Raw genomic sequence first — 21033 nt, 5'->3', positions numbered from 1 at the left:
CCGAGGGAGCGTTTCAGGTTTTGCAGTTTGTTTTTCATGGTTGTTACCTCGCTATTTCAGGACTTTTTTCAGAACCAGGAAGCCGAACACCAGGGCAAACAGCACGATGGTTTCGCCCTGCAGCTCGCTGACCTGATCCCAACTGAGTGCAGTGCCATACAGGCCCTGCATTTCCTCGCTTGTGAGGTTGAGCAGTTGACCGGCGCAGATGGGTTCACCACCTGGGCCGGCCACCCATTCGCCCTCGCAGGCCAGAAAGTTCACAGGGGGCTCCGGCAGTGCGGACAGGCGCAGATCACACGCCAGCTAGTAGCCGGCGAGGTCTTGCGGCAGTGATTGCAGAACATCCACACCACGGGAGCCGGCCTGCTTAGGACTTGGCCGGGTCAGCAGCCTGGGCCGCTGGTTTGGCTTGCTGTTGGCCGTTAGGTTGTGGAGTGGCAGCGCGGGCGGTTGGCTTGGGGTCTACCGCTTCAATGTGCAGGGCCAGATTCTTGCCCTTGTTTTGACCGCCACGGGCGACGTCAAAAGTGATGCGCACCAGTTGCAGGGGTTCGAACTGGGAGCCGGCGTTAAACACTTCGTCGGCGGCGTCTTCGGAGATCGCCATGCCGATGATGGACAGGCCGTGTTCGGTCTTGCCGTCCGGCTCATCGCCGTAGAAGACCTTGGCGTATTTGGTGTCTTCCACCTGGGTCATTTGGGTGCCGAGAAATGCAACTTCCATAGTTGAACGTGCCATCTTTTATTTCCTCGCTTAGTTGCGCGTTATTGCGCGGTTTGCCTTTTTGCAGGCCGAAGAGTCCCAAGCAGAGGAACTGGTAAAGTTCTTCATCTGCCCTGTATGCTGCGGCTTGCAAGGGGTTGCCTTGAGTTATTTATACGCGATAAATACAGCGATAAATCATGGATAGTTAAATGTCATAGTCACGATTCTTAATGGTATTAATAGTGACGCAATGACACTTTCAACTTTTCCCCTAATTAGTTCTGTTAATTAAAAACTGCCACACCAAGGGCCTCGCCCTTGTCATCCCGTTTCGCCACCTGCGCCCGCGACTGGTGAACCAGTCCCGGACACAGGCGGCGATCTACTGGGTGGGCCTGTCTTGCTTTGAATGATTGCCAAGGCAGCAACAATGCCGAAGGTAAAACCGAGGCGCTCGGCGTGTGTATAGGCCAAACGTGGATCAGTCCTGCCAATTGTTGGAGTGCTGGCCATTCGGCCGAGCCAGTAGCCACCAATCACGCAGACAATCGGGACTAGGCAGAGAACAAACGTAGTAAGAGGGTCAAAGCCGATCATGCGCTCACCCCGTCAGCTCGAAAGGTTCGTGCAGCGGTACGAAAGGCACGGGCTTGCCGATGTTTTCCACAACGCTCCAATACTTCGGTGGTCGGTCGCTTGGCGTGTGTTTCGCGCAGATAAAGGCCGGGGTGATTTCCCATTGGGAGAGCAAGGGCGTCCAGGCACCAGCGACGAGGCGCATTTTCAGCGTCCGCACGGGTCGGGCAGACGCGGGGCGGCATTGGTCGCAGGGTGTGGACGGGCAAGGATCGGGCTTGGCCATCTCGGCCTTTGACCAGCAGACAGAGCAGTCGCAGTTCTCGGCGTGCTGCTGGTTGCTGTAGCTGAATGGCGTCATAGCTCATGCCCTCGCCTGGGTAACCGGAGCTGGCGTAGATCACTGGGAAGCCTCCTGCTTTACCTGGGCAAAGCTCGCCTCCAGGCGAAAGACGATTTCAGCATTCAGGGAGCGGTGCGCCTCTTTGGCGGCTTGCTCAACCTGGGCGCGGAGTGCAGCAGGCATGCGCAGCTTGAATTGCGCGTCTGTGCGGCTCACTGGATCACCCCCGTGAACAGCACCAGACGGGTTTTGCCGACTTTCACGCTGTCGAGGGTGCCGTTTCTGATCCATTGCGCGACCTGCTCAATGGGAACACCGGCCAGGGCGGCGAATGCGGCTTGGGTATAGAAAGGAGGCTTCATGCTGTTGCCCTCACACCACGAACACGGAACAAGTCAGTAGCGCGCTCAGGGTCCCAGTGCGCGTACATCCTGATAACGGTGTTCTTGATGTAAGCCCTACAGTCAGCCCGGTTTGGGCCGGTGTGCACCTGATGCCAGCGGCGTTGTCTAGTTGGGCCGTGGAAGGTGCAGGTTTCGACAATGAACTGAGTTTTCATGCCGTCCACTCCTGTTCCAGCAGCCAGGAGCGGAGTAGGGCGCTATTCACCATGCGACGCTTGCCGAGCTTTACAGTAGGCACTACGCCTTTCATGGCCCAGGCACGCGCAGTGCCGTAGGTAAGGCCGTTGCGATCCGCCCAGGATTCGACGGTTTCAACGTCCTGTTGCGGGCCTATCAGCTTCGAAGGTTCCAGCTCTTCCAGTTCCATGCTCGTTCCGTCACTATTCGTGTGGTTTTACACAAAACGTGTAATAAATAATTTATCAGCGCGGAGGCATGATGGCCTTTGATGAATTATTTATCAATAAATTATTCATCACGCATAAGAGCTTTTTGGAATGATCGAGGAAAGGCTTAGAACCCTAGTGAGACACATAGGGGCCACGAAGCTGGCTGAGGCCACTACGATCAAGGAGCGTCAGCGGTGGCAGACCGTGGCGACCAATCGGAAGGTGAAGACTCGGATTGAGGATCTAGAGGAGCTGCTGAAAGTGTTTCCTCAATACGAGCTTTGGCTGTGGAGGGGAGAGGTAGACCCTGCCAAGGGCCAGGTATCGCCGGGATACGAAGAAGCCGATTCAAACTTGCCCAATCAAAACGCGGGATAGCGATCACCAAGGAAGTAGCTAGGCGCTGGTACTCCCGAAGGATGGGCGGCGAAAAGGACTGAAATACGCGAGGATATGATGGAAGAGTACAAGCCTAGTGATTATCAAAAAATTAAAATAAGTGCTTTGTGGGATAGTTTAAAGAGATTTGATGGTTATATATCAACGGTAAATTTTAAGAGTGGACTTTTGGCCACTTTTAATAGTGCTATTTTTGCTGGTGTTATATTAAAGTCTAACGAGATTATTTCGGCTGTTAATGGTTTTTATAAATTTTTTCTGCTAATAAATTTGATGGCCGTTGGTCTGGCATCTTTGCTAAGTATATATTGGGTTGTGAAAAGTATATGGCCGAATCTTTCTAGTAGCAGTACGGCTGGTAGAGGAGATCCTTCAGTATTTTTCTTTGACTCAGTGGCGGAGAATTTTACAGCTGAAAAATACATAGAGAAAATTAAGGATATTACTTTTCAAGAGCTTGAGTCTGATTTGTCGCGTCAAGTGCACGAGGTTGCAGTTATAACAAGCGACAAGATAAAAAAAATATCAGTAGCGAGCCGAATTGCTGTTGTAAATTTGGCGTTGCTGAGTCTGCTGATGCTTGTATTTATTTATGCGGTTTCAGGGCTAAAAATATGTCACGGATGAACGAGATTTATGGTGGGTTTTCTGTAGATCGCCCTATATATAAAGCCTATGCGCAGGACTCTCAAGAAAGATATCTTGATATGGCTATGGAATCTGCCTCAACTCAGATTCTTAGTTATCGAGAGGGAGCTGCAAATGAGTTTAAGGTGCAAGAAAGTATAAGAAAACTGTTTGGGAAAGATGGTCACAAGGCTGCTGCAATAGGTGGGCATCCAGACTTTGATTATTTGGAAGGCAGCGGTGGCCAAGCGCGCGGATATGTTGTTTCGCTATTTGTTGACATTAAAGGTTCGACAAAGTTAGGCGTTGTATATAGTCCGGAAGAAGTTTTTTGGATAAAAAATCAAATAATCAAATGTGCTATTGAGACCGTGCTGGCGTTTGATGGTCACGTTCATAGGATTATGGGCGATGCAGTGCTGGCGTTCTTTCGTGGTAAAAATACATCTCCTAGGGATAGTGCAATTAATGCAATTAATTGCGGCACGTACTTGGTCGAGTTTATGCGATCAGTTGTGTCTCCACGAATGAAAAGCTTTGGCGTGGATGACGATGTTGGCATTCGAGTTGGCATTGATTACGGCAAGCACGACGAAGTTTTATGGGGTATGTATGGATACGCAGGAAGCTCCGAGGTTACCGCAACCTCATACCACGTTGATGTTGCTGCGAAGCTACAACAAAAGGCAAGCAAAAATAGAGTAATGGTCGGTCAGGAGCTGGTTGAGCTACTGGATCTTCACGACGAAGTTATTGGGATGAAAATGTCTTCTGGTGAGCCGGATAGATATGTAACTCCTAACTACACAGATAAAGATGGTCGTCCCAAAAACTACAGGCAATATGTTATTCAGCATGAAAAATATTTCAACATGCTGCCTAAACCAGGGGATCGAGATTTACCAATAAAAATAACAAGTGAAGTGGTTGAGGAGAATGGAGCTCTGCATAAGTGCTCAAGATGTGCTTCAGCGAAGGTAAACATAAAATTTACTGCAGAGTTTCAAATTGCAGGATGGGGGAGTGGTGAAGTAAAAGTCCGTTTTAGGGTTGAGAACCATGGAAAGCAAGCATCAGCAGAAAAGGATTTTGCAAACCACTCGACGGAAGTGCTGGCTGTGAAAGGTACGGATGGACGCTATCGTGCAAGCAACACTGAGTCAACTGCTTTCATAGGACTTCACTACATGTTTGTTTCTGTGCTTGACGCCAGTGGGCGATTTTTTCATCCAGAGCAAAATTTTCCAGTATATATTGGATAGGTTAGGCAGCATTAAAAGAGAAGTAGGCGAGTGCAGGTTCAAGCAATGGAGTGCAGAGTGTGGATGATCAGTTCAAAGACCTGAAACTCGATATAGATGAAGATATTAGGCCGCGCTATCAAAAGCGCGAGCGTAGCAATGGCGAACTCCTAGCAATTATCTTTATTGCCGTATTCACCGGGATACTCGCAGCTGATGGTATGCGCTTACTGATAGTTAACGCATGGGTGAATTATCAGCTGGAAGAAGCAGCAAAAGAGTTTCGGCGTGCTACAGACAGAATGAGTAAAGAAACAAACGAGCGGATCAGGCAGCAAGCAATCCAGGCGCAAAACCAGGCAGCACGCGAAGCCTATGACAGAAAGTTCAATAGCGCCGAATGTAAGTTCTGGCGCGACGTGAATGCCGTAAACCCAAGCGAAAAAACACGCCAAGGGCTTGCACAGCATTGTCCGTAATTTTGGAATGGTTGAAGAAGTCTGACGAGGTATACAGGTGCCACATTGATCGTAAGGATCATAGTGGTAGCGTGTTGCTCAGCAGCGAGCAGTTTTAGTCCGATGGAGCAAGTACTGTCAAAGAAGTTACTGGCTCAAATGAAAGGGAATGCAAATAGTATGGTAAGGAATGCAGCACTGTTGGATAAACTGTTTAGAGGGGATAAGCAAAATAAGCCTAAGAAAGAAGGCTTGTTTAGTGCGGTTACGGAAATGTTAGGAGTTAGGGAGGACTCCATAAAAACGATAGTAAAAGCAGTGTTGGTTGTTTTGTCTTTAGCCTCGGCGCACTATTCTGGATTTATGACCCAGGTGCCATTTGAAATGCTTTCTATAGTGGCGGTAGATTTTTTATCGGCTTTTATATCTATATTTGTTTTTTATTTTCTTATGAGCTACACGATTGCGCGGGTTTTTGCATTTGCGTTATCTCAGTTCTATTTTTCATTTTTTCATGCCATTGCAGCATTTGTACTAAGGTTGAGGCGGCAGTGGCCGTTGCGCTTCAATAGGACTGGGTCAAAAATATATAAAGAAAGCACGGTTTACGAGAAGGTTCTTTATTGGATTGTTTTTGTTGTTGGTGTGTATTTTATTTTTAATTTTTCTTATCTTAAGGTGAAATATTCTGAAGTTGATCAGGTTGTATGGTTTCTGGGTGGCAGCATAGTGTTGGCATTGATTCTTAAAGCAGGGTTCTTGGCTAGATCACCAAAGGCAGTGATAACTCGACTATTCGACAGGAAACGTATTGCCTACAGACGTCAGATTCTCAGGGCTTTTATTTATTTCCTCACGGGCCTATCACTTGCTTTTTCATATTATCTTGGGATTGTGCGCTTTGATAAAATAATGGATGAAGAGGCAGTATATATTTCCTCTGAAAAATTTACAGGTATGGCGAATGTTTTAATAAAGTCGGGTGACTCCTTTCTTCTTGTTGATAAGAGCGCTGGTCTTGAGTCTTTCTTTTATGTGAATGGCAAGTTTTCTGTCCGGTTGAAAGTTGAGGAGGGCCAAAAAAATAAGCAGTCGGCAGATGGTTGATTTAATTTCGGTGGTTGGTGGGGCGTTATGTTGATATTTGGAATGGTTGTAACAATATTATGGGTTCTGGGTTTTTCAGTTGTTTTCTGGTTGAATTTTGATACGGCTCTGCAGCTGGGCTTAAATGAGTGGGGCGATTTTCTTGCTGGAAGTTTTGCGCCAATGGCTTTTTTTTGGCTAGTAATAGGGTATTTCCAGCAAAGTAAGGAGCTTCGGTTAAGTACTGAGGCTCTCAGGATGCAAGCTGAAGAGTTGCGAAATTCTGTTGAGCAACAGAAGGAATTGGTAAAAGCTACTCAAGAGGATATAGCTTTCGCTAAAGCAGAGGCGGCCGGGTTAAGAAGAGAACGAAAGAAAATGGCCCAGCCGATTTTTAGTCTAGACACTTCGGTTCTCCAGTATTTTGGTGTGGATGATTGTGAGCTTATTGTGTATTTGCATAATTACGGGAGTGATATAAAAGAAGTTTGCATAGATGTTAGAAGTGAAATGGTTGGGCAGAGTTTTGATAGGAATAACAAGCAGGGCAAATGGAAAAGAGATGAAGATATGACGCTCTGGTTTGAGTTTAAAAGAGATAATCTGGAAGTTATTGATTGTTTCGAGTGTGATTTTTTATATTTAGATGGCTTGGGCGAAAAGTGTGTTCAAAGGGTGTTGTTTAATCTTGAGCGCGGAAAGGTTGTAAGTCTAGCTTTTTTGGATGTTGTTTGATGCTTCTCTGAAAAGAAACAATTATTTCAAATGCGGGGCGCGGCATGTTTATATGCGGTGAGCCAGTTTGGAATTTCTGTCTTCTCATGTAGTACTCGCCATGCATCGATGTGTGTGTCTTGCTCGACATAGAACACAAGGTAGGGATAGCGCTGGAGTGGCCAGGAGCGTAGGCCGGGTAGATCCAGTTCATGGGCGTAGCGAGCAGAGCCGGAGGCGGGGTGGCGACTAATCTGTTTGTAGGCTCGTTCAAGGGCGTCAATAAAGCCTAGTGCAGCTTTCTCGGCCTGTTCTTCCAAGTAGTAGGCAATGGCGTTGTCTACGTCTTGGTTGGCCAGCTCGCGCGGGATAATTGGCTTTTGCATCATCCTTGAGCGTTCCGCACGCGGGCACGGAGCGATTCGAAGTAGTCAGCATCAGCAGGGGCGGCGGGGGCGGATGCAGCACCGGCAAGCAGCAGGCCACGAAGGTGTTGGCGGTCTTGATCCTTGCGAATCAATTCGCGAACGTATTCGCTACTGGTGCCATAACCGCGTTGGTTCACTTGCTCATCGACAAAGCTTTTGAGCGTGTCTGGCAGGGAGATGTTCATGGTGCTCATTGGGTATGCCTCTTGCCAATTTTTGCCAAAGTCTACACCCGCTGGCTTGGTTCGTGGAATGATGGCGACTCGCTTGCAGATGTTTGCATGAAGTGCCCTGTTTGCAGTTGCCGGCTGCTGATGTGTCGATAAAGTGTCGAAAACACTGGGCCGAATAGAGCCTGATTGATACGCTGGCTGACGGTAAGTCATTGATTTGGGCTGAATAGTGACGAATTGAGCTGGCGTTGTGATGGGTTCGAATCCCACCTTCACCGCCAGATTGATTGACGAAAAGCCCGACCCCGTGTCGGGCTTTTTCGTTTCTGCTGTTTGCGCCTGGCTTAGCGGCCTTTATGGTGTGTGTGGGATTTGATGGAGCGGCGCATGCGCGCAACCTGGGACATCTTCTGCAGCGTGGTTGATAACTACGGCGATATTGGCGTGACCTGGCGTCTGGCGCGGCAGTTGGTGGCCGAGCATGATCTGGCTGTGCGCTTGTGGGTGGATGATCTGGGGGCTTTTGTACGCTTGTGCCCACAGGCCGATGTGCAGGCGCTGCGGCAGGTTCAGCACGGGGTCGAGATATGCTTCTGGCGTGCTGACTGGCAGGCTGTTGAGCCGGCGGATGTGGTGATTGAGGCATTTGCCTGTGAGCTGCCCGCCACTTATATCGAGGCAATGGCCAGGTGTGAGCGCAACGTGCTGTGGCTCAACCTAGAGTACCTTAGCGCCGAAGATTGGGTGGAAGGGTGCCATGGCCTGCCTTCGTTGCAATCCAATGGGCTGTCGAAGTTCTTCTTTTTCCCAGGGTTTACCGCCGGTAGCGGCGGCTTGCTGCGTGAGCGTGAGTTGCTGACGCAGCGGTGGGCTTTTCAGGCCGACGAGGGCACGCGTCTGGCATTCTTGCGTGGTTTGGGTGTAGAGCCTGTGGCGGGTGCCTGGTTGATCTCGCTGTTTGCCTATGAAAATCAGGCCTTGTCCGGTTGGCTTGAGGTGTTGGCGAACGGGGTGCAGAAGACTCAGTTACTGGTGCCTGAGGGGCGCATACTGAGCAGTCTGCAGGCATGGCTGGGGGGCGCGGTATTGCAGGTCGGCGATACCGTTCAGCGCGGTCAGTTGCATGTTCAGGTGCTGCCGTTTGTGCCGCAGGATCAGTACGACCGCTTGTTGTGGAGTTGTGATTTCAATGTGGTGCGCGGCGAAGATTCCTTCGTCCGCGCGCAATGGGCTGGTCGACCGCTGCTCTGGCACATCTATCAGCAGGCTGATGATGTACATCTGGAGAAGCTCGATGCATTTCTAGGGCTCTATAAAGAGGGCTTGTCGGCGGAAGCGCAGGCGGCCATAACCGATCTTTGGCATGCCTGGAATACTGGCGGTGCGGTGGCGCAAAGCTGGAATCAGCTACTGCAGAGTTGGCCGGAGCAGCAGGCGCATGCCGAAACGTGGTGTCTGCAACGGGGCTCTCAGGCCGATCTTGCGGCAGCGCTGGTGCAGTTTTACCTAAATTGGCTATGATACGCGGCCAAGAATTCTGTCACTCCATCCAAACCCGGATATTCGTATGAAAACCGCACAAGAAATGAAGCCTAACAGCGTGGCGCTGATCGATGGGCACCCATGGCTGATCCAAAAGGCCGAATTCACCAAGTCCGGCCGTAACAGCGCCATCGTCAAGATGAAGCTGAAGAACCTGATCAACGGCTCGAAGACTGAAACCGTCTACAAAGCCGACGACAAAATGGAACCGGTCATCCTTGAGCGCAAGGAAGTGAACCTGTCCTATATCAGTGGCGACGACTACGTGTTCATGGACCCGGAGTACAACTCCTATGAACTGCGCGCCGAAGACCTGGAAAGCGTTCTGCCGTTCATCGAAGAAGGCATGAACGACGTTTGCGAAGCGGTGTTCTTCGAAGGCAAAGTGATCTCCGTTGACCTGCCGACTACCATCGTGCGTCAACTGGCCTACACCGAAGGTTCCGCTCGTGGCGATACTTCCGGCAAGGTGATGAAGCCAGCCAAGCTGAACAACGGCACCGAAGTGAAAGTGGCTGATTTCTGCGAAATCGGTGACTGGATCGAAATCGATACCCGTACCGGCGAGTACAAATCCCGCGCTAAAGCACCGGTCTAAGACTGGCGTTACTTGCGAGAAGAAAAAGCCCGACCCTGTGTCGGGCTTTTTTGTGGCCACTCGTTTGGCCTTAGCTGCGCTGCAAACCGCTTTGCAGGGCCAGGTCCCAGGGCGCTACTGGGCCGAAACGAGCTTTGAGAAACTCCAGCAGCAGACGGCTGCGCGAGTCGGTTTCACGCTCAAGGCGCAGGGCGTAGATGCCGCTGGGTTCGGGAGCGGGCAAGCCGTTTTCGCAGAACAGTGGCAGCAACTCACCGCGTAGCAGGTAATCACTGATCAGCCAGGTAGGCAGGTGGGCAATGCCCAGGCCGGCGAGAGCGCTGAACAGCAGCGCTTCGGCATTATTTGCAGTCATGCGCAGGCGCTTGGGTCGGCACAGTTGCAGTTTACCGTCCTGCTCGAAACGCCATGCGTAGGGCGGGGCCAGGCTGTCCCAGTCAAGGCCGTCATGTTCCGGCAACTCGCTTGGGCTGCGCGGCACGCCGCATCGGGCCAGGTAGTCCGGACTGGCGCAGACGACGCGGACCATGGGTGATAGCGCGGTGGCAACCAGGCGCGTATCGGCCAGCGGGCCTATACGCAGCACCAGATCGACTTCGCCGAGGTGTGTGCCATGCAGGTCGACGAAGCTGTCGATCAGGCGCAGTTGCACATCCAGGCCGGGGTAGGCCACTAGAAACTCTGCGATGGCCGGTGCCAGATGACGGCGGCCGAAGGGGGCGGGTGCATCAATGCGGATCAGTCCTTCTGGCGCGCTGCTCAGTGATACCACTTCGGCGCGGGCCAGGTGCAGTTCGGCGAGAATGCGCTTGGCACGTTCGGCAAAGGCCAGGCCGGCGGACGTGGCGCGAACGGCGTGGGTGCTGCGGCTGAACAGGCTGCTGCCCAGTGAGCGCTCCAAGGCATCGATGCGTCGAGCCACTGCTGAGGGCGTTAGCGGGTGGCGGCGAGCGGCGGCAGAGAAACTGCCGGTTTCCAGCACATCGAGAAATAGGCTGAACTGATCGGTCAGGGTGTCGGGGTTCATGGTGGGCTCGGCTTTGCGTTTGATGCATAGCCATTGTGCGTTGCTATGCGTTTCGCTGCCAGTGGCGAGTGATTAGGCTGTTCAGCATCTTTCTGGAGACCCATGATGACGCTGCTCGACTTTGCCTTGAACCTGCTGCTTGGACTGATTCTGGGTACCTTGGGCGGCCTGTTTGGTATTGGTGGCGGGTTGATCGCGATTCCGGCGCTTGGTGTGCTGTTTGGCCTGGATCAACAATTGGCTCAGGGCACGGCACTGGTGATGGTGGTGCCCAATGTGTTGTTGGCGTTGTGGCGCTATCACCAGCGTAACCGCATCGATTGGCGCCACGCCCTGGCACTGGCGCTGACCAGCTTGTTGTTTGCCTTACTGGGGGCGGGCTGGGCTGTCACCCTGGATGCGGATCGCATGCGCCTGGGGTTTGTGGTTTTTCTGGTGCTACTGGCGGCCTACAACCTGTCGCGGTTGTTCAACAAGCCGGCCCTGGTTGCCGTAGGGATGCGCTACCCCTGGCCCTGGTTGACGCTGCTGGGCAGTGGCGCGGGATTATTGGGTGGGTTGTTCGGTGTGGGCGGTGCGGTGCTGGCAACACCGGTGCTGACCACGGTTTTCGGCACCAGTCAGGTGGTGGCGCAGGGCTTGTCCTTGGCATTGGCGGCGCCGAGCACGGCGGTTACCTTGGCGACCTATGCCCTGCATGATCACGTTGACTGGTTGCTGGGTGCCCCCCTGGCGTTGGGCGGTTTGCTTAGCATCAGTTGGGGGGTGAAGTTCGCCCATGCACTGCCTGAGCGGGTGTTGCGCGGGTTGTTTGCCGGCTTTCTGCTGCTCTGTGCAGCGCTGCTTGCACTTAAAGTCTGAAGCCTTCGACAATCTGCTCAGCCAGGGTCTCTGTCACCTGGGACTGGGTCTGGCTGTTGCGCAGCAGCACGATGCTGGCGGAGGGCATCACCGGCAGCCCCTCAGCCGTGCCGATAATGCGCATATCCGGGGTGATCAGGCTTTGCAGCTGTGCGGTAACCGCCAGGCCCGCACTGACCACCGCCATGATCGCTGACAGGCTTGGGCTGGTGTAGGCAATACGGTATTCGCGCTCCATGGCGTCCAGCGCGTTGCACGCCCAGGAGCGGCAAAAGCACTGAGCGTTGAACATCGCCAACGGCAGCGGTTCCTGCTCATGCGGGCTGAAGCCTTGGGCTTCGGCCCAGACGATGCGTTCCTGGCGCAGCAACTGGCCGATTTCGGTGCCTGGCTCGCGGGTGACGATGGTCAGGTCGAGGTCCTGGCGCTGCAACAGCTGGAATGACGGCTCGCAGTGCAGCTCTACCTGCACCAACGGATAGAGCTGCGCGAAGCGTGAGAGAATGCCTGGCATAAAGCGCATCACGTAATCGTCCGGCGTGCCGATGCGCACGGTGCCGACCATATGTGGCGCGCGCATGCTGGTCATCACTTCACTGTGCAGCTTGAGGATGCGCCGGGCATAGCTGAGCAGCAGCTGGCCTTCGGCCGTCAGGCTGACCTGACGGCCGTCGCGACGAAACAGCGGCCGCTGCAGCACGTCCTCTTCCAGGCGCTTCATCTGCATGCTGACGGCCGATTGCGTGCGATTGACCATCTCGGCGGCGCGAGTAAAACCGCCGTGATCGGCAATCGCGACAAAGGTGCGCAGCAGTTCGCTGTCGATGCTTGGGTAACTGGCCATTCATCAATCTCTGAGATGTACTGCATAAGAAACATTCGTTGGATTGATCATAAGCCTCGCGTGAGACTGTCGCCAACCCCACAAGGAGGGCGACGAGATGAAAGGTCAGAAAGGTTATGCAGTAGTTGCTGGCGGGCGTGCACGAGCCCTGCGGCCATTGGTTGTGCTGCGCTCAATCGGCGGGCAGCTGTATCGTTGGTGGCAGTTGGCTGAGCAACGCCGGCGTTTGGCGATGCTCGATGATGCGGCATTGAAAGACCTCGGTTTGAGCCGGGCTGATGTGATTCAGGAAAGCGAACGGCCATTCTGGGATGATCCGCTGGCGCGTTGAGTTGTCGTGTTGCTTAACCCGCGACTTATTCAACGCCACCACATGCAGCGGTAAGGGCGCTAAGCAGGCAGATCACTGGAGCGGCGCACGGGTGGCGCATCCGCTACAATGCGCGCCGAATTTGTCTTGCCCGAGAGTCCGCCATGTCCGCTTGTCAGTCCCCGATTATCGTTGCCCTGGATTTTCCGACCCGTGATGCCGCTCTGGCATTGGCTGATCAGCTCGATCCCGCGCTGTGCCGGGTAAAAGTGGGTAAGGAGCTGTTCACCCGTTGCGGGCCGGATATCGTCAATGTGCTGGCGGGCAAAGGCTTCGAGGTGTTTCTCGACCTGAAATTCCACGATATCCCCAATACCACTGCCATGGCGGTCAAGGCTGCGGCGGAAATGGGCGTGTGGATGGTCAATGTGCACTGCTCGGGTGGCCTGCGCATGATGGCGGCCTGCCGAGAGAACCTGGACAAGCTCGCCGGTGCCAAGCCGCTGCTAATCGGTGTAACTGTGCTGACCAGCATGGAGCGTGAAGACCTGGCGGGTATCGGCCTGGATATCGAACCGCAGGCGCAGGTGCTACGCCTGGCTGGGTTGGCGGCGCAAGCGGGGTTGGATGGCCTGGTATGTTCGGCGCAGGAAGCGCAGGCGCTGAAATCGGCTTATCCGGCGCTGCAACTGGTGACGCCGGGTATTCGTCCGGCCGGCAGTGCTCAGGATGACCAGCGACGCATTCTGACGCCGCGCCAAGCGTTGGATGTCGGTTCCGACTATCTGGTGATCGGGCGACCGATCAGCCAGGCTGCTGATCCTGCCCAGGCGTTGGCTGCTGTAGTGGCTGAGCTAGCCTGATGCTACGCGGCAAGCTCGGTTTCGCGCTTGCCGCCTGAATTTGTCTGAAGAGCTGTATACAATCGCTGTATTTCGACTAGCCAGGTTTTCTCCATGCATCCCGCCGCCGAAGATTCGCCACTGGGCAAATCCAGCGAGTACATCGCGACCTACACCCCCTCGTTACTATTCCCCATTCCGCGTGCTGCGAAATGGGCGGAGCTGGGCCTAAGCGCCGCCACGCTGCCGTATCAGGGTGTGGATTTTTGGAACTGCTTTGAGCTGTCCTGGTTGTTGCCGTCGGGCAAGCCTGTGGTGGCCATGGGCGAGTTCTCCATTCCCGCCGACTCGCCAAATATCATCGAGTCGAAATCCTTCAAGCTGTACCTCAACTCACTGAATCAGTCGGTGTTCAACAGCGCTGATGAACTGGTGACGGTACTGGTAGACGATCTCTCGGCAGCCGCCGGCAAACCGGTTGGCGTGCGCGTACGTAGCCTGGCTGAGGTGACGGCTGAAGGTGTGCAAGCCGCGCCAGGGATCTGCATTGACGATCTGGATGTGGCCATCAGCAACTATGAGCAGCCACAGCTTGAGCTGCTGCGCTGTGATGCTGGGCGGGTGATCGAGGAGAGCCTGCACAGCCACCTGCTCAAATCCAACTGCCCGGTTACCGGTCAGCCGGACTGGGGCACGCTGGTGGTGCAGTACCGCGGCCTGGCGCTGGATCACGCCAGCCTGCTGGCTTACCTGGTGAGCTTCCGTCAGCATGCGGATTTTCACGAGCAGTGCGTGGAGCGGATCTTTCTCGATTTGCAGCGCTTGCTCAAACCCGAGCACCTAACGGTATACGCGCGTTACGTGCGCCGTGGCGGTCTGGATATCAACCCCTATCGCAGCACTGCAGCACTTGCGTCGGATAACCGCCGCTTGGTGCGCCAGTAATGCAAAACCCCAGCTAGAGCTGGGGTTTTTGTTAGTGGTACGTGCGTTTAGATGCCCATATTGGCCAGGCTCTGCACAATATTGCGCAAGGTGCCGGCAAGGGTCGGATGGCTGGCCTCGAAGCGTTCGACTGCCAGGTTGACCCCGTCAATCAGGGTGGCATCGGGGGCTGCGGCGGCCTGGCGAGCCAGTTGCACTTCAATTTCCTGAGTCAGTACATACAACTCGGCGCGTTCTTCTTCGCTCAGTGGCGGTTGTTCGGCCAGTTGCTCGCGCAGGTCTTGCAGTTGTTGCTGCAGGCGGCTTGCAGGCATGGCGTTCTCCCTTTTGTGATCAACTGATTGACTGACCTCGCGCGAAGGCGAAAGGTTCGGCATGTCTTCAGGTTAATCCAAGCCAAGAGGCTTTGCTTGCTTTGGATCAAGCGCAGACGATGTCTTGCCCAGCAAGCTGCTTCAAGGTTTTTCACCTTTGTGGCGGCGCAGGCTGAGATCGGCTAGGCAGGTGGGCAGGTCGCTGAGCTGATCGATCACCGAATGCACCCCCAGGCGATACAGGCTCAGAGTGGCCTGGCTGCGCAGGCGGTCACGCGCGCTTATCGACAGGCTCTGCCAGTCTGCCGGAGCCTGACCGCAAAGGGGGCCGCAGATGGCCAGGCCGATGGTCCATATTCCGGCATTCAGTGCTGCCTGCAGCAACCGTGGTTCACCGCTGACCAGCACGCAGCCAGTGAGTTGCTCAACCTGTAATTCCATCAGACTGAGCCAGATGGCGTCCGGTGCAGGCCAGGGGCGATGGCTGCGATTTGGCGTGCCTGGCAGCCAGTCCGGCAGTGCGCTGGCCAGGCAGATGCCGGCATCACGCGGCAGGTCATCCAGCCAGGCGCAGGGCACTCCTTGCTGACGAAGTTGCGCCAGCAGTGGTATGGCGGCCTGCGTGGCTTCGGCATGCGCCTGCGCAGTTTGGCAGAGGGTCTGTTGGTAGGCTCGCCACTCTTCGGGCTGCGGTTCTCGCCCCAGGCAGTGGGCCAGGCTGCGTGGTTCCGCTATCGCCGGGTAGAGTCGTTGCAATGTGACCGGTACGCTGCGGGCACCGAAATCCACTAGGCAGCCGGACAGGCTGAACAAGATGGCGCTGAATGCAGGCGAAGGCGAGGTGCTGGGCATGGGCCGTCCTTGAGAATGGTCTAGTCCACGTTAGCGACTCGGCGTTACAGGATGGTGACGGATGAGTGCAGCAGGTGGCAGGGCAGGCAGGATTTTTCAGCTATTTGTTCATCCGCTATGCTGCCTATTTTGGCCGTTGCCGCCTTATACTGCGCCACCTGATGTGGCTGCTGAATCAAGCGGCTTGAGCGTTTTCAAGGAGCGACTGTAAATGCGTGTGACCGGTGCGAGTTGGATTGAACGATTGGGCCTGCTGGTTGCCTGTGCCGGCATGCTATTGCTGCCAGTATCGGCCCAAGCCAATGAGGGCGACCCATGGCAGGGTTACAACCGCTTTATGTTCAAGGTCAACGATAACGTCGATGCCTACACCCTCAAGCCGTTGGCCAAGGGGTATCAGGCGGTGACGCCGCAATTCTTCGAGGATGGCGTGCGCAACGTATTCCGCAACATTGGTGATGTCAGCAACCTGGCGAACAACCTGTTGCAAGGCAAACTGCATGATGCGGGTGTCGACAGTGGCCGTTTGATCTTCAACACCACCTTCGGTCTACTGGGCTTCTTCGATGTCGGCAGCGCCATGGGCCTGCAACGCAGCGATGAAGACTTCGGGCAGACTCTGGGTGTCTGGGGCCTCAATAGCGGGCCGTACGTGGTACTGCCGTTGATGGGCCCAAGCAGTGTGCGTGATGCGTTCGGCAAGGTGCCGGATGCCATGCTGACTGCACCCATGCACATTGATCATGTGCCCACGCGCAATGTCGTAAGTGGTGTGCAGGCGGTCGATGTACGGGCCCGGCTGCTGTCGGCTGAGCGTCTGGTCAGTGGCGACAAGTACATCTTTGTACGCAATGCTTATCTGCAGAATCGTGAGTTCAAAGTGCGCGACGGTGAAGTCGAGGACGACTTCTGATTGCTGCATGCAGATAATGCAAAAGGCGGCCGTGATGGCCGCCTTTTTGTTTGCCTTGAGCCAACTCAGCTCATGGAAATGATCGCCAACCCCAATGCCTGGCGGCCATCGTCCAGAGCGGTAACGCGCACCACTTCGGCCTGAGCGTCCAGGCCGCGCAGCTCGTTGTGCTCGGAGGCGATGTGGATGCGTACCTTGTCGCCCATCTGCACGGCGCTGCCTGCTTCAAGCTGCATGCCGGTGCTGGACAGGTCGAGGCACAGGGCAGGAATCTCCTGGCCGTTATGGTGCAGGGTAACAGGTGCCTCTAGCCGCATGCGGATGTAATCGCGTTTCTCACTGTAAGCACGATCATTCTGGCTCATGGGCACTTTCCTCTTGTTATGGGGGTTGTCCTGCAGCTCTTATAACCTTGGCCGATTTGAGGTGTAAAGTCGTGTTACGACGACTGGTGCACGCTTGAATCACGTAGCGGATGGGAGTACCGTCTGCGCCGTGATGCAAGCCGAGTTCGCGCGTGCAGGCCGGCGGCCTGACGCATAAGCCAACCCACACCCGGCGCAGTTTGCCTGGATACCCCATGCACAAAACCAGTGCCACGCTGCTGATAATCGATGACGACGACGTAGTGCGTGCGAGCCTCGCCGCCTACCTGGAAGACAGTGGTTTTCAGGTGCTGCAAGCCAACAACGGTTTGCAGGGGCTGGACGTCTTTCGTGCCGAGTCACCGGATCTGGTGATCTGTGATCTGCGCATGCCGCAAGTCGATGGTCTGGAACTGATCCGTCGTATCAATGCCCTGCAGGTCGAAACCCCGGTGATTGTGGTTTCCGGCGCAGGCGTGATGAGCGATGCCGTCGAAGCCTTGCGACTGGGCGCTGCCGACTACCTGATCAAACCCCTGGCCGACCTGGCTGTGCTGGAGCACTCGGTGCGCCGTGCTCTGGATCGTGCGAGTCTGCGTCTGGAAAACCAGCGCTATCGCGAAGAACTGGAAACTGCCAACCGCGAACTGCAAGCCAGCCTGCATCTGTTGCAGGAGGATCAGAACGCCGGGCGCCAGGTGCAGATGAACATGCTGCCTGTGACTCCCTGGCAAGCGGATGGCCTGAACTTCGCCCACCAGATCATTCCGTCGTTGTACCTGTCCGGCGACTTTGTTGACTACTTCCGGGTCGATGACAGCCGTATTGCTTTTTATCTGGCCGATGTTTCCGGGCATGGCGCCTCTTCGGCATTTATCACCGTGCTGCTGAAGTTTATGACCACGCGCCTGCTGTATGAGTCGCGCCGCGGCGGCAACCTACCGGATTTCAAACCCTCTGAAGTGCTCGGGCATATCAACCGCGGCTTGATCAACTGCAAGTTGGGCAAGCACGTGACCATGCTCGGCGGTGTCATCGATCAGGCCAATAACCGTCTGACCTACAGCATTGGTGGCCATCTGCCATTGCCGGTGCTCTACAGCGATGGTCAGGCGCGCTATTTGGAAGGGCGCGGCTTGCCGGTCGGGCTGTTTGTCGAGGCCGAATACAACGATCTGGAACTTGAACTGCCTGAGGCCTTCAGCCTGACGCTGCTCTCCGACGGCATCCTCGATCTGTTGCCCGGCGATACCTTGAAAGACAAGGAAACCCTGCTGCCGCAGCTGGTGAGTTCTGCGGGCGGCACCCTGGATGGCTTGCGCAAGGCTTTTGGGCTGGCCAATCTGGGGGATATGCCGGATGATATTGCCTTGCTGGTGTTAAGCAGGAACCTTGCATGAACCCTGGGATAAACCCCGGTAGAATCCAGTTTGCCGAACAAGATGGCACCTTCATCCTGAAGTTTGTTGGTGAAGTGCGCTTGACGCTGTGTTCGGCCCTGGATGCGACCATTGAGAAGATCTTCACCGCGCTGAATTTCTCAGCCATCGTGATTGATCTGACCGAAACCCGCAGCATCGACAGCACGACCCTTGGGCTGCTGGCCAAGCTGTCGATCCTGTCGCGGCAGAAAATCGGTCTGCTGCCGACCGTAGTGACCACCCACGCCGATATTACCCGTCTGCTGCAGTCGATGGGATTCGATCAGGTGTTCAATATCGTCGACACGCCGGTGCCGTGCCCGGATTGTCTGGACGATCTGCCGTCGCAGGATCAATCGGAAGAGCTGGTACGAGCCAAGGTGCTTGAAGCGCACCGGATTCTGATGGGCTTGAATGAGTCCAATCGTGAAGCCTTCCACGATCTGGTCAATGCCCTCGAGCATCACTAATACGATTCGCTAAACAAACGGGGCGCTCACTGAGCGCCCCGTTTGCATTTAGGCCATTCAGGCTTGGGCGGTCAGTAGTTTTTCCAGCTTTTCCTGATCGCGGGCAAACAGACGAATGCCTTCGGCGAGTTTTTCCGTGGCCATGGCATCTTCATTCATGGCCCAGCGGAACTGGCTTTCGCCGAGGTTCTGCTTGGCTTCGGCAGCTTTGCCAGGGTTGAGCAGGCGCGCCAGTGGCTGCTGATCATCGGCCAGTTGCTGCAGCAGTTCGGGGCTGATGGTCAGGCGATCGCAGCCAGCCAGTTGTTCGATCTGGCCAATATTGCGGAAGCTCGCGCCCATCACCACAGTCTGATAAGCGTTGGCCTTGTAGTAGTTATAGATACGGGTGACCGACTGCACGCCGGGGTCTTCGGTGCCAACAAAGTCTCGGCCTTCGGCCTTTTTGTACCAGTCGTAAATGCGCCCGACAAAGGGCGAAATCAAGAATACCCCAGCGTCGGCGCAAGCCTGCGCCTGGGCAAAGGCGAACAGCAGGGTCAGGTTGCACTGAATGCCGGCTTTCTCCAGTTGCTCGGCAGCGCGAATACCTTCCCAGGTCGAGGCGATCTTGATCAGTACGCGTTCACGGCCGATGCCTGCTTCTTCATACAGGCCGATCAGGCGTTCGGCACGGCGCAGTGTCGCCTGGGTGTCGAAAGACAGGCGTGCGTCCACTTCGGTTGAGATTCGCCCCGGAATGATCTTGAGGATTTCCCCACCCACTGCGACGGCAAAATGATCACAGGCCAGGCCTAGATCGCCCTGGCTGGTCTGGACGGCATGCTTAAGCTGCGCGCTATAGCCGGGCATGGCGGCGGCTTTCAGTAGCAGGGATGGGTTGGTGGTGGCATCGACCGGCTTCAGGCGGGCGATGGCTTCGAGGTCGCCGGTATCGGCGACCACGGTGGTGAACTGCTTGAGTTGATCCAGCTTGGAGGTCATGACACAGCCTTGTCGTTGCAGATGCAGCGACATTACCCGAGTCAGCGACCTTGCAGCAATTGCGCCGCCTGATCGAACAGCGCAAGCGGCGCGTCGGTTTTGTGAATGTCCACTGAGAGCAGTTGGCGAAAGCGTCGTGCGCCATTGAAGCCCTGGCCCAGGCCGAGCATATGGCGGGTGATGTGGTGCATGCTGCCGCCTTCGGCGAGGTGCGCAGCAATGTACTCACGCATGCTCTGCATCGCCTCGAAACGGCCCAGCACGGCGCGCGAAGAGCCAAACAGCTGCTGGTCAACCTGCGCCAGCAGATAAGGGTTGTGGTAGGCCTCGCGGCCCAGCATCACGCCATCGAAGGTTTGCAGGTGCTGCTGGCAATCCTCCATAGTCTTGATGCCACCGTTAAGAATGATTTCCAGCTCGGGGAAGTCCTGCTTGAGCTGCGCCGCGACCTCATAGCGCAGTGGCGGTATTTCGCGGTTCTCCTTGGGCGAGAGCCCTTCGAGAATGGCAATGCGCGCATGTACGGTGAAACTGCGACAGCCAGCCTCGCGCACCGTGCCAACGAAGTCGCACAGCTCGGCATAGCTGTCACGGCCGTTGATGCCTATCCGATGTTTCACCGTGACCGGGATATCCACCGCGTCCTGCATGGCTTTCACGCAGTCGGCGACCAACTGCGGATGGCCCATCAGGCAGGCGCCGATCATATTGTTCTGCACCCGATCACTGGGGCAGCCCACGTTGAGGTTGACTTCGTTATAACCCGCCGCTTGCGCCAGCTTGGCGCAGGCCGCCAGATCCGTCGGCACACTGCCGCCCAGCTGCAGGGCCAGTGGGTATTCCGCCGCGCTGTGACGGAGAAAGCATGCTGCATCTCCATGCAGGATGGCTCCGGTGGTAACCATCTCGGTATACAGCAGCGCATGCTGGGACAGCTGGCGCAGGAAGAAGCGGCAGTGCCGATCTGTCCAATCCATCATCGGTGCAACGGAGAAGCGGCGGGACAAACTGATGGGCGGAGCGGGGGAGTCGGGCATCGGCGTCGTTCTATTTTTCAGGGCTGTGGCGGGCCGCGTTTGGGCGTACGGTCTGCGCTGCGAGGTGCGGCAGTTTATCAGGCTGTACAGAGTTTCGGTTTTTCTGCGTCGCTCGGTCTGTGAGCTGGGGCGAATTTGCACGGATGGCTTGGGGCTGCGGC

29 protein-coding genes are annotated in these 21033 nt (G+C 55.4%); 14 read left to right on the top strand and 15 right to left on the bottom strand.

Annotation, left to right across the window (positions count from 1 at the left end; all coding sequences use genetic code 11):
• Positions 1-51 precede the first annotated feature (51 nt).
• From IOD17_RS14665 to IOD17_RS14640, 6 genes are all read right to left on the bottom strand, one after another.
• Positions 52-264, bottom strand: coding sequence for a hypothetical protein (locus IOD17_RS14665; RefSeq protein WP_090247767.1), 213 nt, complete (start codon positions 262-264; stop codon positions 52-54).
• A gap of 106 nt (positions 265-370) precedes the next feature.
• Positions 371-742, bottom strand: a complete 372-nt coding sequence (locus tag IOD17_RS14660; RefSeq protein WP_233685790.1) for a hypothetical protein — start codon at positions 740-742, stop codon at positions 371-373.
• Positions 743-1310: 568 nt separating this feature from the next.
• Positions 1311-1646, bottom strand: a complete 336-nt coding sequence (pflM, locus tag IOD17_RS14655) for a lysogeny maintenance protein PflM (protein ID WP_233685789.1) — start codon at positions 1644-1646, stop codon at positions 1311-1313.
• 39 nt (positions 1647-1685) lie between these two features.
• Positions 1686-1844, bottom strand: coding sequence for an Arc family DNA-binding protein (locus IOD17_RS14650; protein ID WP_233685788.1), 159 nt, complete (start codon positions 1842-1844; stop codon positions 1686-1688).
• Positions 1841-1990, bottom strand: coding sequence for a helix-turn-helix domain-containing protein (locus IOD17_RS14645; RefSeq protein ID WP_233685787.1), 150 nt, complete (start codon positions 1988-1990; stop codon positions 1841-1843). The genes IOD17_RS14650 and IOD17_RS14645 overlap by 4 nt, the downstream gene beginning before the upstream one ends.
• A 193-nt stretch (positions 1991-2183) precedes the next feature.
• The gene (locus tag IOD17_RS14640) at positions 2184-2399 is read right to left on the bottom strand and encodes a DNA-binding protein (RefSeq protein WP_233685786.1); all 216 of its coding nucleotides are present in this window, start codon (positions 2397-2399) and stop codon (positions 2184-2186) included.
• A gap of 478 nt (positions 2400-2877) precedes the next feature.
• On the opposite strand from IOD17_RS14640, the gene IOD17_RS14635 reads away from it, so the two are divergent.
• The 5 genes from IOD17_RS14635 (at position 2878) to IOD17_RS14615 (ending at position 6967) form a co-directional block, all read left to right on the top strand.
• Complete coding sequence (locus IOD17_RS14635; protein WP_233685785.1) at positions 2878-3447, top strand: Pycsar system effector family protein; 570 nt, start codon at positions 2878-2880, stop codon at positions 3445-3447.
• Complete coding sequence (locus IOD17_RS14630; RefSeq protein ID WP_233685784.1) at positions 3444-4709, top strand: adenylate/guanylate cyclase domain-containing protein; 1266 nt, start codon at positions 3444-3446, stop codon at positions 4707-4709. Before IOD17_RS14635 ends, IOD17_RS14630 begins: the two co-directional genes overlap by 4 nt.
• Positions 4710-4768: 59 nt before the next feature.
• The gene (locus tag IOD17_RS14625; RefSeq protein WP_233685783.1) at positions 4769-5167 is read left to right on the top strand and encodes a hypothetical protein; all 399 of its coding nucleotides are present in this window, start codon (positions 4769-4771) and stop codon (positions 5165-5167) included.
• Positions 5168-5269: 102 nt separating this feature from the next.
• Positions 5270-6253, top strand: a complete 984-nt coding sequence (locus IOD17_RS14620) for a hypothetical protein (RefSeq protein ID WP_233685782.1) — start codon at positions 5270-5272, stop codon at positions 6251-6253.
• A 27-nt stretch (positions 6254-6280) separates the two neighbouring features.
• Positions 6281-6967 (top strand): hypothetical protein, encoded by a 687-nt coding sequence (locus tag IOD17_RS14615; protein WP_233685781.1) that lies wholly within the window; start codon positions 6281-6283, stop codon positions 6965-6967.
• A 26-nt stretch (positions 6968-6993) separates the two neighbouring features.
• Here IOD17_RS14615 and IOD17_RS14610 read toward each other — a convergent pair whose 3' ends face one another.
• Together IOD17_RS14610 and IOD17_RS14605 are read right to left on the bottom strand one after the other, a co-directional pair.
• Complete coding sequence (locus tag IOD17_RS14610; RefSeq protein ID WP_233685780.1) at positions 6994-7335, bottom strand: type II toxin-antitoxin system RelE/ParE family toxin; 342 nt, start codon at positions 7333-7335, stop codon at positions 6994-6996.
• On the bottom strand, positions 7332-7568 hold the full coding sequence (locus IOD17_RS14605) for a type II toxin-antitoxin system ParD family antitoxin (protein WP_233685779.1): 237 nt from the start codon (positions 7566-7568) through the stop codon (positions 7332-7334). The genes IOD17_RS14610 and IOD17_RS14605 overlap by 4 nt, the downstream gene beginning before the upstream one ends.
• 366 nt (positions 7569-7934) lie before the next feature.
• On the opposite strand from IOD17_RS14605, the gene earP reads away from it, so the two are divergent.
• Positions 7935-9068 (top strand): elongation factor P maturation arginine rhamnosyltransferase EarP, encoded by a 1134-nt coding sequence (gene earP, locus IOD17_RS14600; protein WP_233685778.1) that lies wholly within the window; start codon positions 7935-7937, stop codon positions 9066-9068.
• Between the two features lie 46 nt (positions 9069-9114).
• Positions 9115-9687 (top strand): elongation factor P, encoded by a 573-nt coding sequence (gene efp, locus IOD17_RS14595; RefSeq protein WP_233685777.1) that lies wholly within the window; start codon positions 9115-9117, stop codon positions 9685-9687.
• 70 nt (positions 9688-9757) lie between these two features.
• On the opposite strand, the gene IOD17_RS14590 is transcribed toward efp, so the two are convergent.
• Positions 9758-10714, bottom strand: coding sequence for a LysR family transcriptional regulator (locus IOD17_RS14590; RefSeq protein ID WP_233685776.1), 957 nt, complete (start codon positions 10712-10714; stop codon positions 9758-9760).
• A gap of 105 nt (positions 10715-10819) precedes the next feature.
• On the opposite strand from IOD17_RS14590, the gene IOD17_RS14585 reads away from it, so the two are divergent.
• Entirely contained in the window at positions 10820-11575 is a 756-nt protein-coding gene (locus tag IOD17_RS14585) for a sulfite exporter TauE/SafE family protein (protein WP_233685775.1), read from the top strand.
• Here IOD17_RS14585 and IOD17_RS14580 read toward each other — a convergent pair.
• Complete coding sequence (locus tag IOD17_RS14580) at positions 11565-12419, bottom strand: LysR family transcriptional regulator (protein ID WP_233685774.1); 855 nt, start codon at positions 12417-12419, stop codon at positions 11565-11567. The two genes, IOD17_RS14585 and IOD17_RS14580, sit on opposite strands and share 11 nt — an antisense overlap.
• Positions 12420-12516: 97 nt before the next feature.
• Between IOD17_RS14580 and IOD17_RS14575 the strand changes: the two genes are divergently transcribed.
• From IOD17_RS14575 to queF, 3 genes are all read left to right on the top strand, one after another.
• Positions 12517-12750, top strand: a complete 234-nt coding sequence (locus IOD17_RS14575; protein ID WP_233685773.1) for a DUF1127 domain-containing protein — start codon at positions 12517-12519, stop codon at positions 12748-12750.
• A 143-nt stretch (positions 12751-12893) separates the two neighbouring features.
• Entirely contained in the window at positions 12894-13592 is a 699-nt protein-coding gene (gene pyrF / locus IOD17_RS14570) for an orotidine-5'-phosphate decarboxylase (RefSeq protein ID WP_233685772.1), read from the top strand.
• Between the two features lie 93 nt (positions 13593-13685).
• Positions 13686-14516, top strand: coding sequence for an NADPH-dependent 7-cyano-7-deazaguanine reductase QueF (gene queF / locus IOD17_RS14565; protein ID WP_233685771.1), 831 nt, complete (start codon positions 13686-13688; stop codon positions 14514-14516).
• A gap of 47 nt (positions 14517-14563) precedes the next feature.
• Here queF and IOD17_RS14560 read toward each other — a convergent pair whose 3' ends face one another.
• The gene (locus IOD17_RS14560; RefSeq protein ID WP_233685770.1) at positions 14564-14830 is read right to left on the bottom strand and encodes a DUF4404 family protein; all 267 of its coding nucleotides are present in this window, start codon (positions 14828-14830) and stop codon (positions 14564-14566) included.
• Positions 14831-14971: 141 nt separating this feature from the next.
• A complete protein-coding gene (locus IOD17_RS14555) occupies positions 14972-15682 on the bottom strand; it encodes an HAD family phosphatase (protein ID WP_233685769.1) in 711 nt (236 codons plus the stop codon).
• Positions 15683-15893: 211 nt separating this feature from the next.
• On the opposite strand from IOD17_RS14555, the gene IOD17_RS14550 reads away from it, so the two are divergent.
• Positions 15894-16595 (top strand): VacJ family lipoprotein, encoded by a 702-nt coding sequence (locus tag IOD17_RS14550; protein ID WP_233685768.1) that lies wholly within the window; start codon positions 15894-15896, stop codon positions 16593-16595.
• A 65-nt stretch (positions 16596-16660) separates the two neighbouring features.
• On the opposite strand, the gene IOD17_RS14545 is transcribed toward IOD17_RS14550, so the two are convergent.
• Positions 16661-16960 (bottom strand): PilZ domain-containing protein, encoded by a 300-nt coding sequence (locus IOD17_RS14545; RefSeq protein WP_233685767.1) that lies wholly within the window; start codon positions 16958-16960, stop codon positions 16661-16663.
• A 215-nt stretch (positions 16961-17175) separates the two neighbouring features.
• On the opposite strand from IOD17_RS14545, the gene rssB reads away from it, so the two are divergent.
• Together rssB and rssC are read left to right on the top strand one after the other, a co-directional pair.
• Positions 17176-18360 (top strand): two-component system response regulator RssB, encoded by a 1185-nt coding sequence (gene rssB / locus IOD17_RS14540; RefSeq protein WP_233685766.1) that lies wholly within the window; start codon positions 17176-17178, stop codon positions 18358-18360.
• A gap of 8 nt (positions 18361-18368) precedes the next feature.
• The gene (gene rssC, locus IOD17_RS14535; protein WP_233685807.1) at positions 18369-18851 is read left to right on the top strand and encodes an anti-sigma factor antagonist RssC; all 483 of its coding nucleotides are present in this window, start codon (positions 18369-18371) and stop codon (positions 18849-18851) included.
• 57 nt (positions 18852-18908) lie between these two features.
• On the opposite strand, the gene tal is transcribed toward rssC, so the two are convergent.
• On the bottom strand, positions 18909-19835 hold the full coding sequence (tal, locus tag IOD17_RS14530) for a transaldolase (RefSeq protein ID WP_233685765.1): 927 nt from the start codon (positions 19833-19835) through the stop codon (positions 18909-18911).
• Between the two features lie 41 nt (positions 19836-19876).
• Positions 19877-20872 carry a tRNA dihydrouridine(20/20a) synthase DusA gene (dusA, locus tag IOD17_RS14525; protein WP_233685764.1) on the bottom strand — a complete coding sequence of 332 codons (996 nt, stop codon included), beginning with the start codon at positions 20870-20872 and terminating at the stop codon, positions 19877-19879.
• Between the last annotated feature and the right edge of the window lie 161 nt (positions 20873-21033).

Origin of the sequence: Pseudomonas anguilliseptica, assembly GCF_021375795.1 — a bacterium.
In the GTDB taxonomy this organism is placed as follows: domain Bacteria; phylum Pseudomonadota; class Gammaproteobacteria; order Pseudomonadales; family Pseudomonadaceae; genus Aquipseudomonas; species Aquipseudomonas anguilliseptica_A.
Note: the sequence above shows the minus strand (reverse complement) of the source record. Positions and strands in the feature narration are given on the sequence as shown.

What these genes read in the sequence shown, in the direction of transcription:
- IOD17_RS14575 (WP_233685773.1), top strand. Translation starts at nt 12,517, where the DNA reads ATGAAAGGTCAGAAAGGTTATGCAGTAGTTGCTGGCGGGCGTGCACGA.
- IOD17_RS14610 (WP_233685780.1), bottom strand. Translation starts at nt 7,335, where the DNA reads ATGATGCAAAAGCCAATTATCCCGCGCGAGCTGGCCAACCAAGACGTA.
- IOD17_RS14580 (WP_233685774.1), bottom strand. Translation starts at nt 12,419, where the DNA reads ATGGCCAGTTACCCAAGCATCGACAGCGAACTGCTGCGCACCTTTGTC.
- IOD17_RS14645 (WP_233685787.1), bottom strand. Translation starts at nt 1,990, where the DNA reads ATGAAGCCTCCTTTCTATACCCAAGCCGCATTCGCCGCCCTGGCCGGT.
- IOD17_RS14615 (WP_233685781.1), top strand. Translation starts at nt 6,281, where the DNA reads ATGTTGATATTTGGAATGGTTGTAACAATATTATGGGTTCTGGGTTTT.
- IOD17_RS14660 (WP_233685790.1), bottom strand. Translation starts at nt 742, where the DNA reads ATGGCACGTTCAACTATGGAAGTTGCATTTCTCGGCACCCAAATGACC.
- IOD17_RS14585 (WP_233685775.1), top strand. Translation starts at nt 10,820, where the DNA reads ATGACGCTGCTCGACTTTGCCTTGAACCTGCTGCTTGGACTGATTCTG.
- IOD17_RS14630 (WP_233685784.1), top strand. Translation starts at nt 3,444, where the DNA reads ATGAACGAGATTTATGGTGGGTTTTCTGTAGATCGCCCTATATATAAA.
- IOD17_RS14620 (WP_233685782.1), top strand. Translation starts at nt 5,270, where the DNA reads ATGGAGCAAGTACTGTCAAAGAAGTTACTGGCTCAAATGAAAGGGAAT.
- queF (WP_233685771.1), top strand. Translation starts at nt 13,686, where the DNA reads ATGCATCCCGCCGCCGAAGATTCGCCACTGGGCAAATCCAGCGAGTAC.
- IOD17_RS14605 (WP_233685779.1), bottom strand. Translation starts at nt 7,568, where the DNA reads ATGAGCACCATGAACATCTCCCTGCCAGACACGCTCAAAAGCTTTGTC.
- IOD17_RS14590 (WP_233685776.1), bottom strand. Translation starts at nt 10,714, where the DNA reads ATGAACCCCGACACCCTGACCGATCAGTTCAGCCTATTTCTCGATGTG.
- dusA (WP_233685764.1), bottom strand. Translation starts at nt 20,872, where the DNA reads ATGCCCGACTCCCCCGCTCCGCCCATCAGTTTGTCCCGCCGCTTCTCC.
- pyrF (WP_233685772.1), top strand. Translation starts at nt 12,894, where the DNA reads ATGTCCGCTTGTCAGTCCCCGATTATCGTTGCCCTGGATTTTCCGACC.
- IOD17_RS14640 (WP_233685786.1), bottom strand. Translation starts at nt 2,399, where the DNA reads ATGGAACTGGAAGAGCTGGAACCTTCGAAGCTGATAGGCCCGCAACAG.
- rssB (WP_233685766.1), top strand. Translation starts at nt 17,176, where the DNA reads ATGCACAAAACCAGTGCCACGCTGCTGATAATCGATGACGACGACGTA.
- IOD17_RS14560 (WP_233685770.1), bottom strand. Translation starts at nt 14,830, where the DNA reads ATGCCTGCAAGCCGCCTGCAGCAACAACTGCAAGACCTGCGCGAGCAA.
- tal (WP_233685765.1), bottom strand. Translation starts at nt 19,835, where the DNA reads ATGACCTCCAAGCTGGATCAACTCAAGCAGTTCACCACCGTGGTCGCC.
- efp (WP_233685777.1), top strand. Translation starts at nt 9,115, where the DNA reads ATGAAAACCGCACAAGAAATGAAGCCTAACAGCGTGGCGCTGATCGAT.
- earP (WP_233685778.1), top strand. Translation starts at nt 7,935, where the DNA reads ATGCGCGCAACCTGGGACATCTTCTGCAGCGTGGTTGATAACTACGGC.
- IOD17_RS14545 (WP_233685767.1), bottom strand. Translation starts at nt 16,960, where the DNA reads ATGAGCCAGAATGATCGTGCTTACAGTGAGAAACGCGATTACATCCGC.
- IOD17_RS14555 (WP_233685769.1), bottom strand. Translation starts at nt 15,682, where the DNA reads ATGCCCAGCACCTCGCCTTCGCCTGCATTCAGCGCCATCTTGTTCAGC.
- IOD17_RS14635 (WP_233685785.1), top strand. Translation starts at nt 2,878, where the DNA reads ATGGAAGAGTACAAGCCTAGTGATTATCAAAAAATTAAAATAAGTGCT.
- IOD17_RS14550 (WP_233685768.1), top strand. Translation starts at nt 15,894, where the DNA reads ATGCGTGTGACCGGTGCGAGTTGGATTGAACGATTGGGCCTGCTGGTT.
- pflM (WP_233685789.1), bottom strand. Translation starts at nt 1,646, where the DNA reads ATGACGCCATTCAGCTACAGCAACCAGCAGCACGCCGAGAACTGCGAC.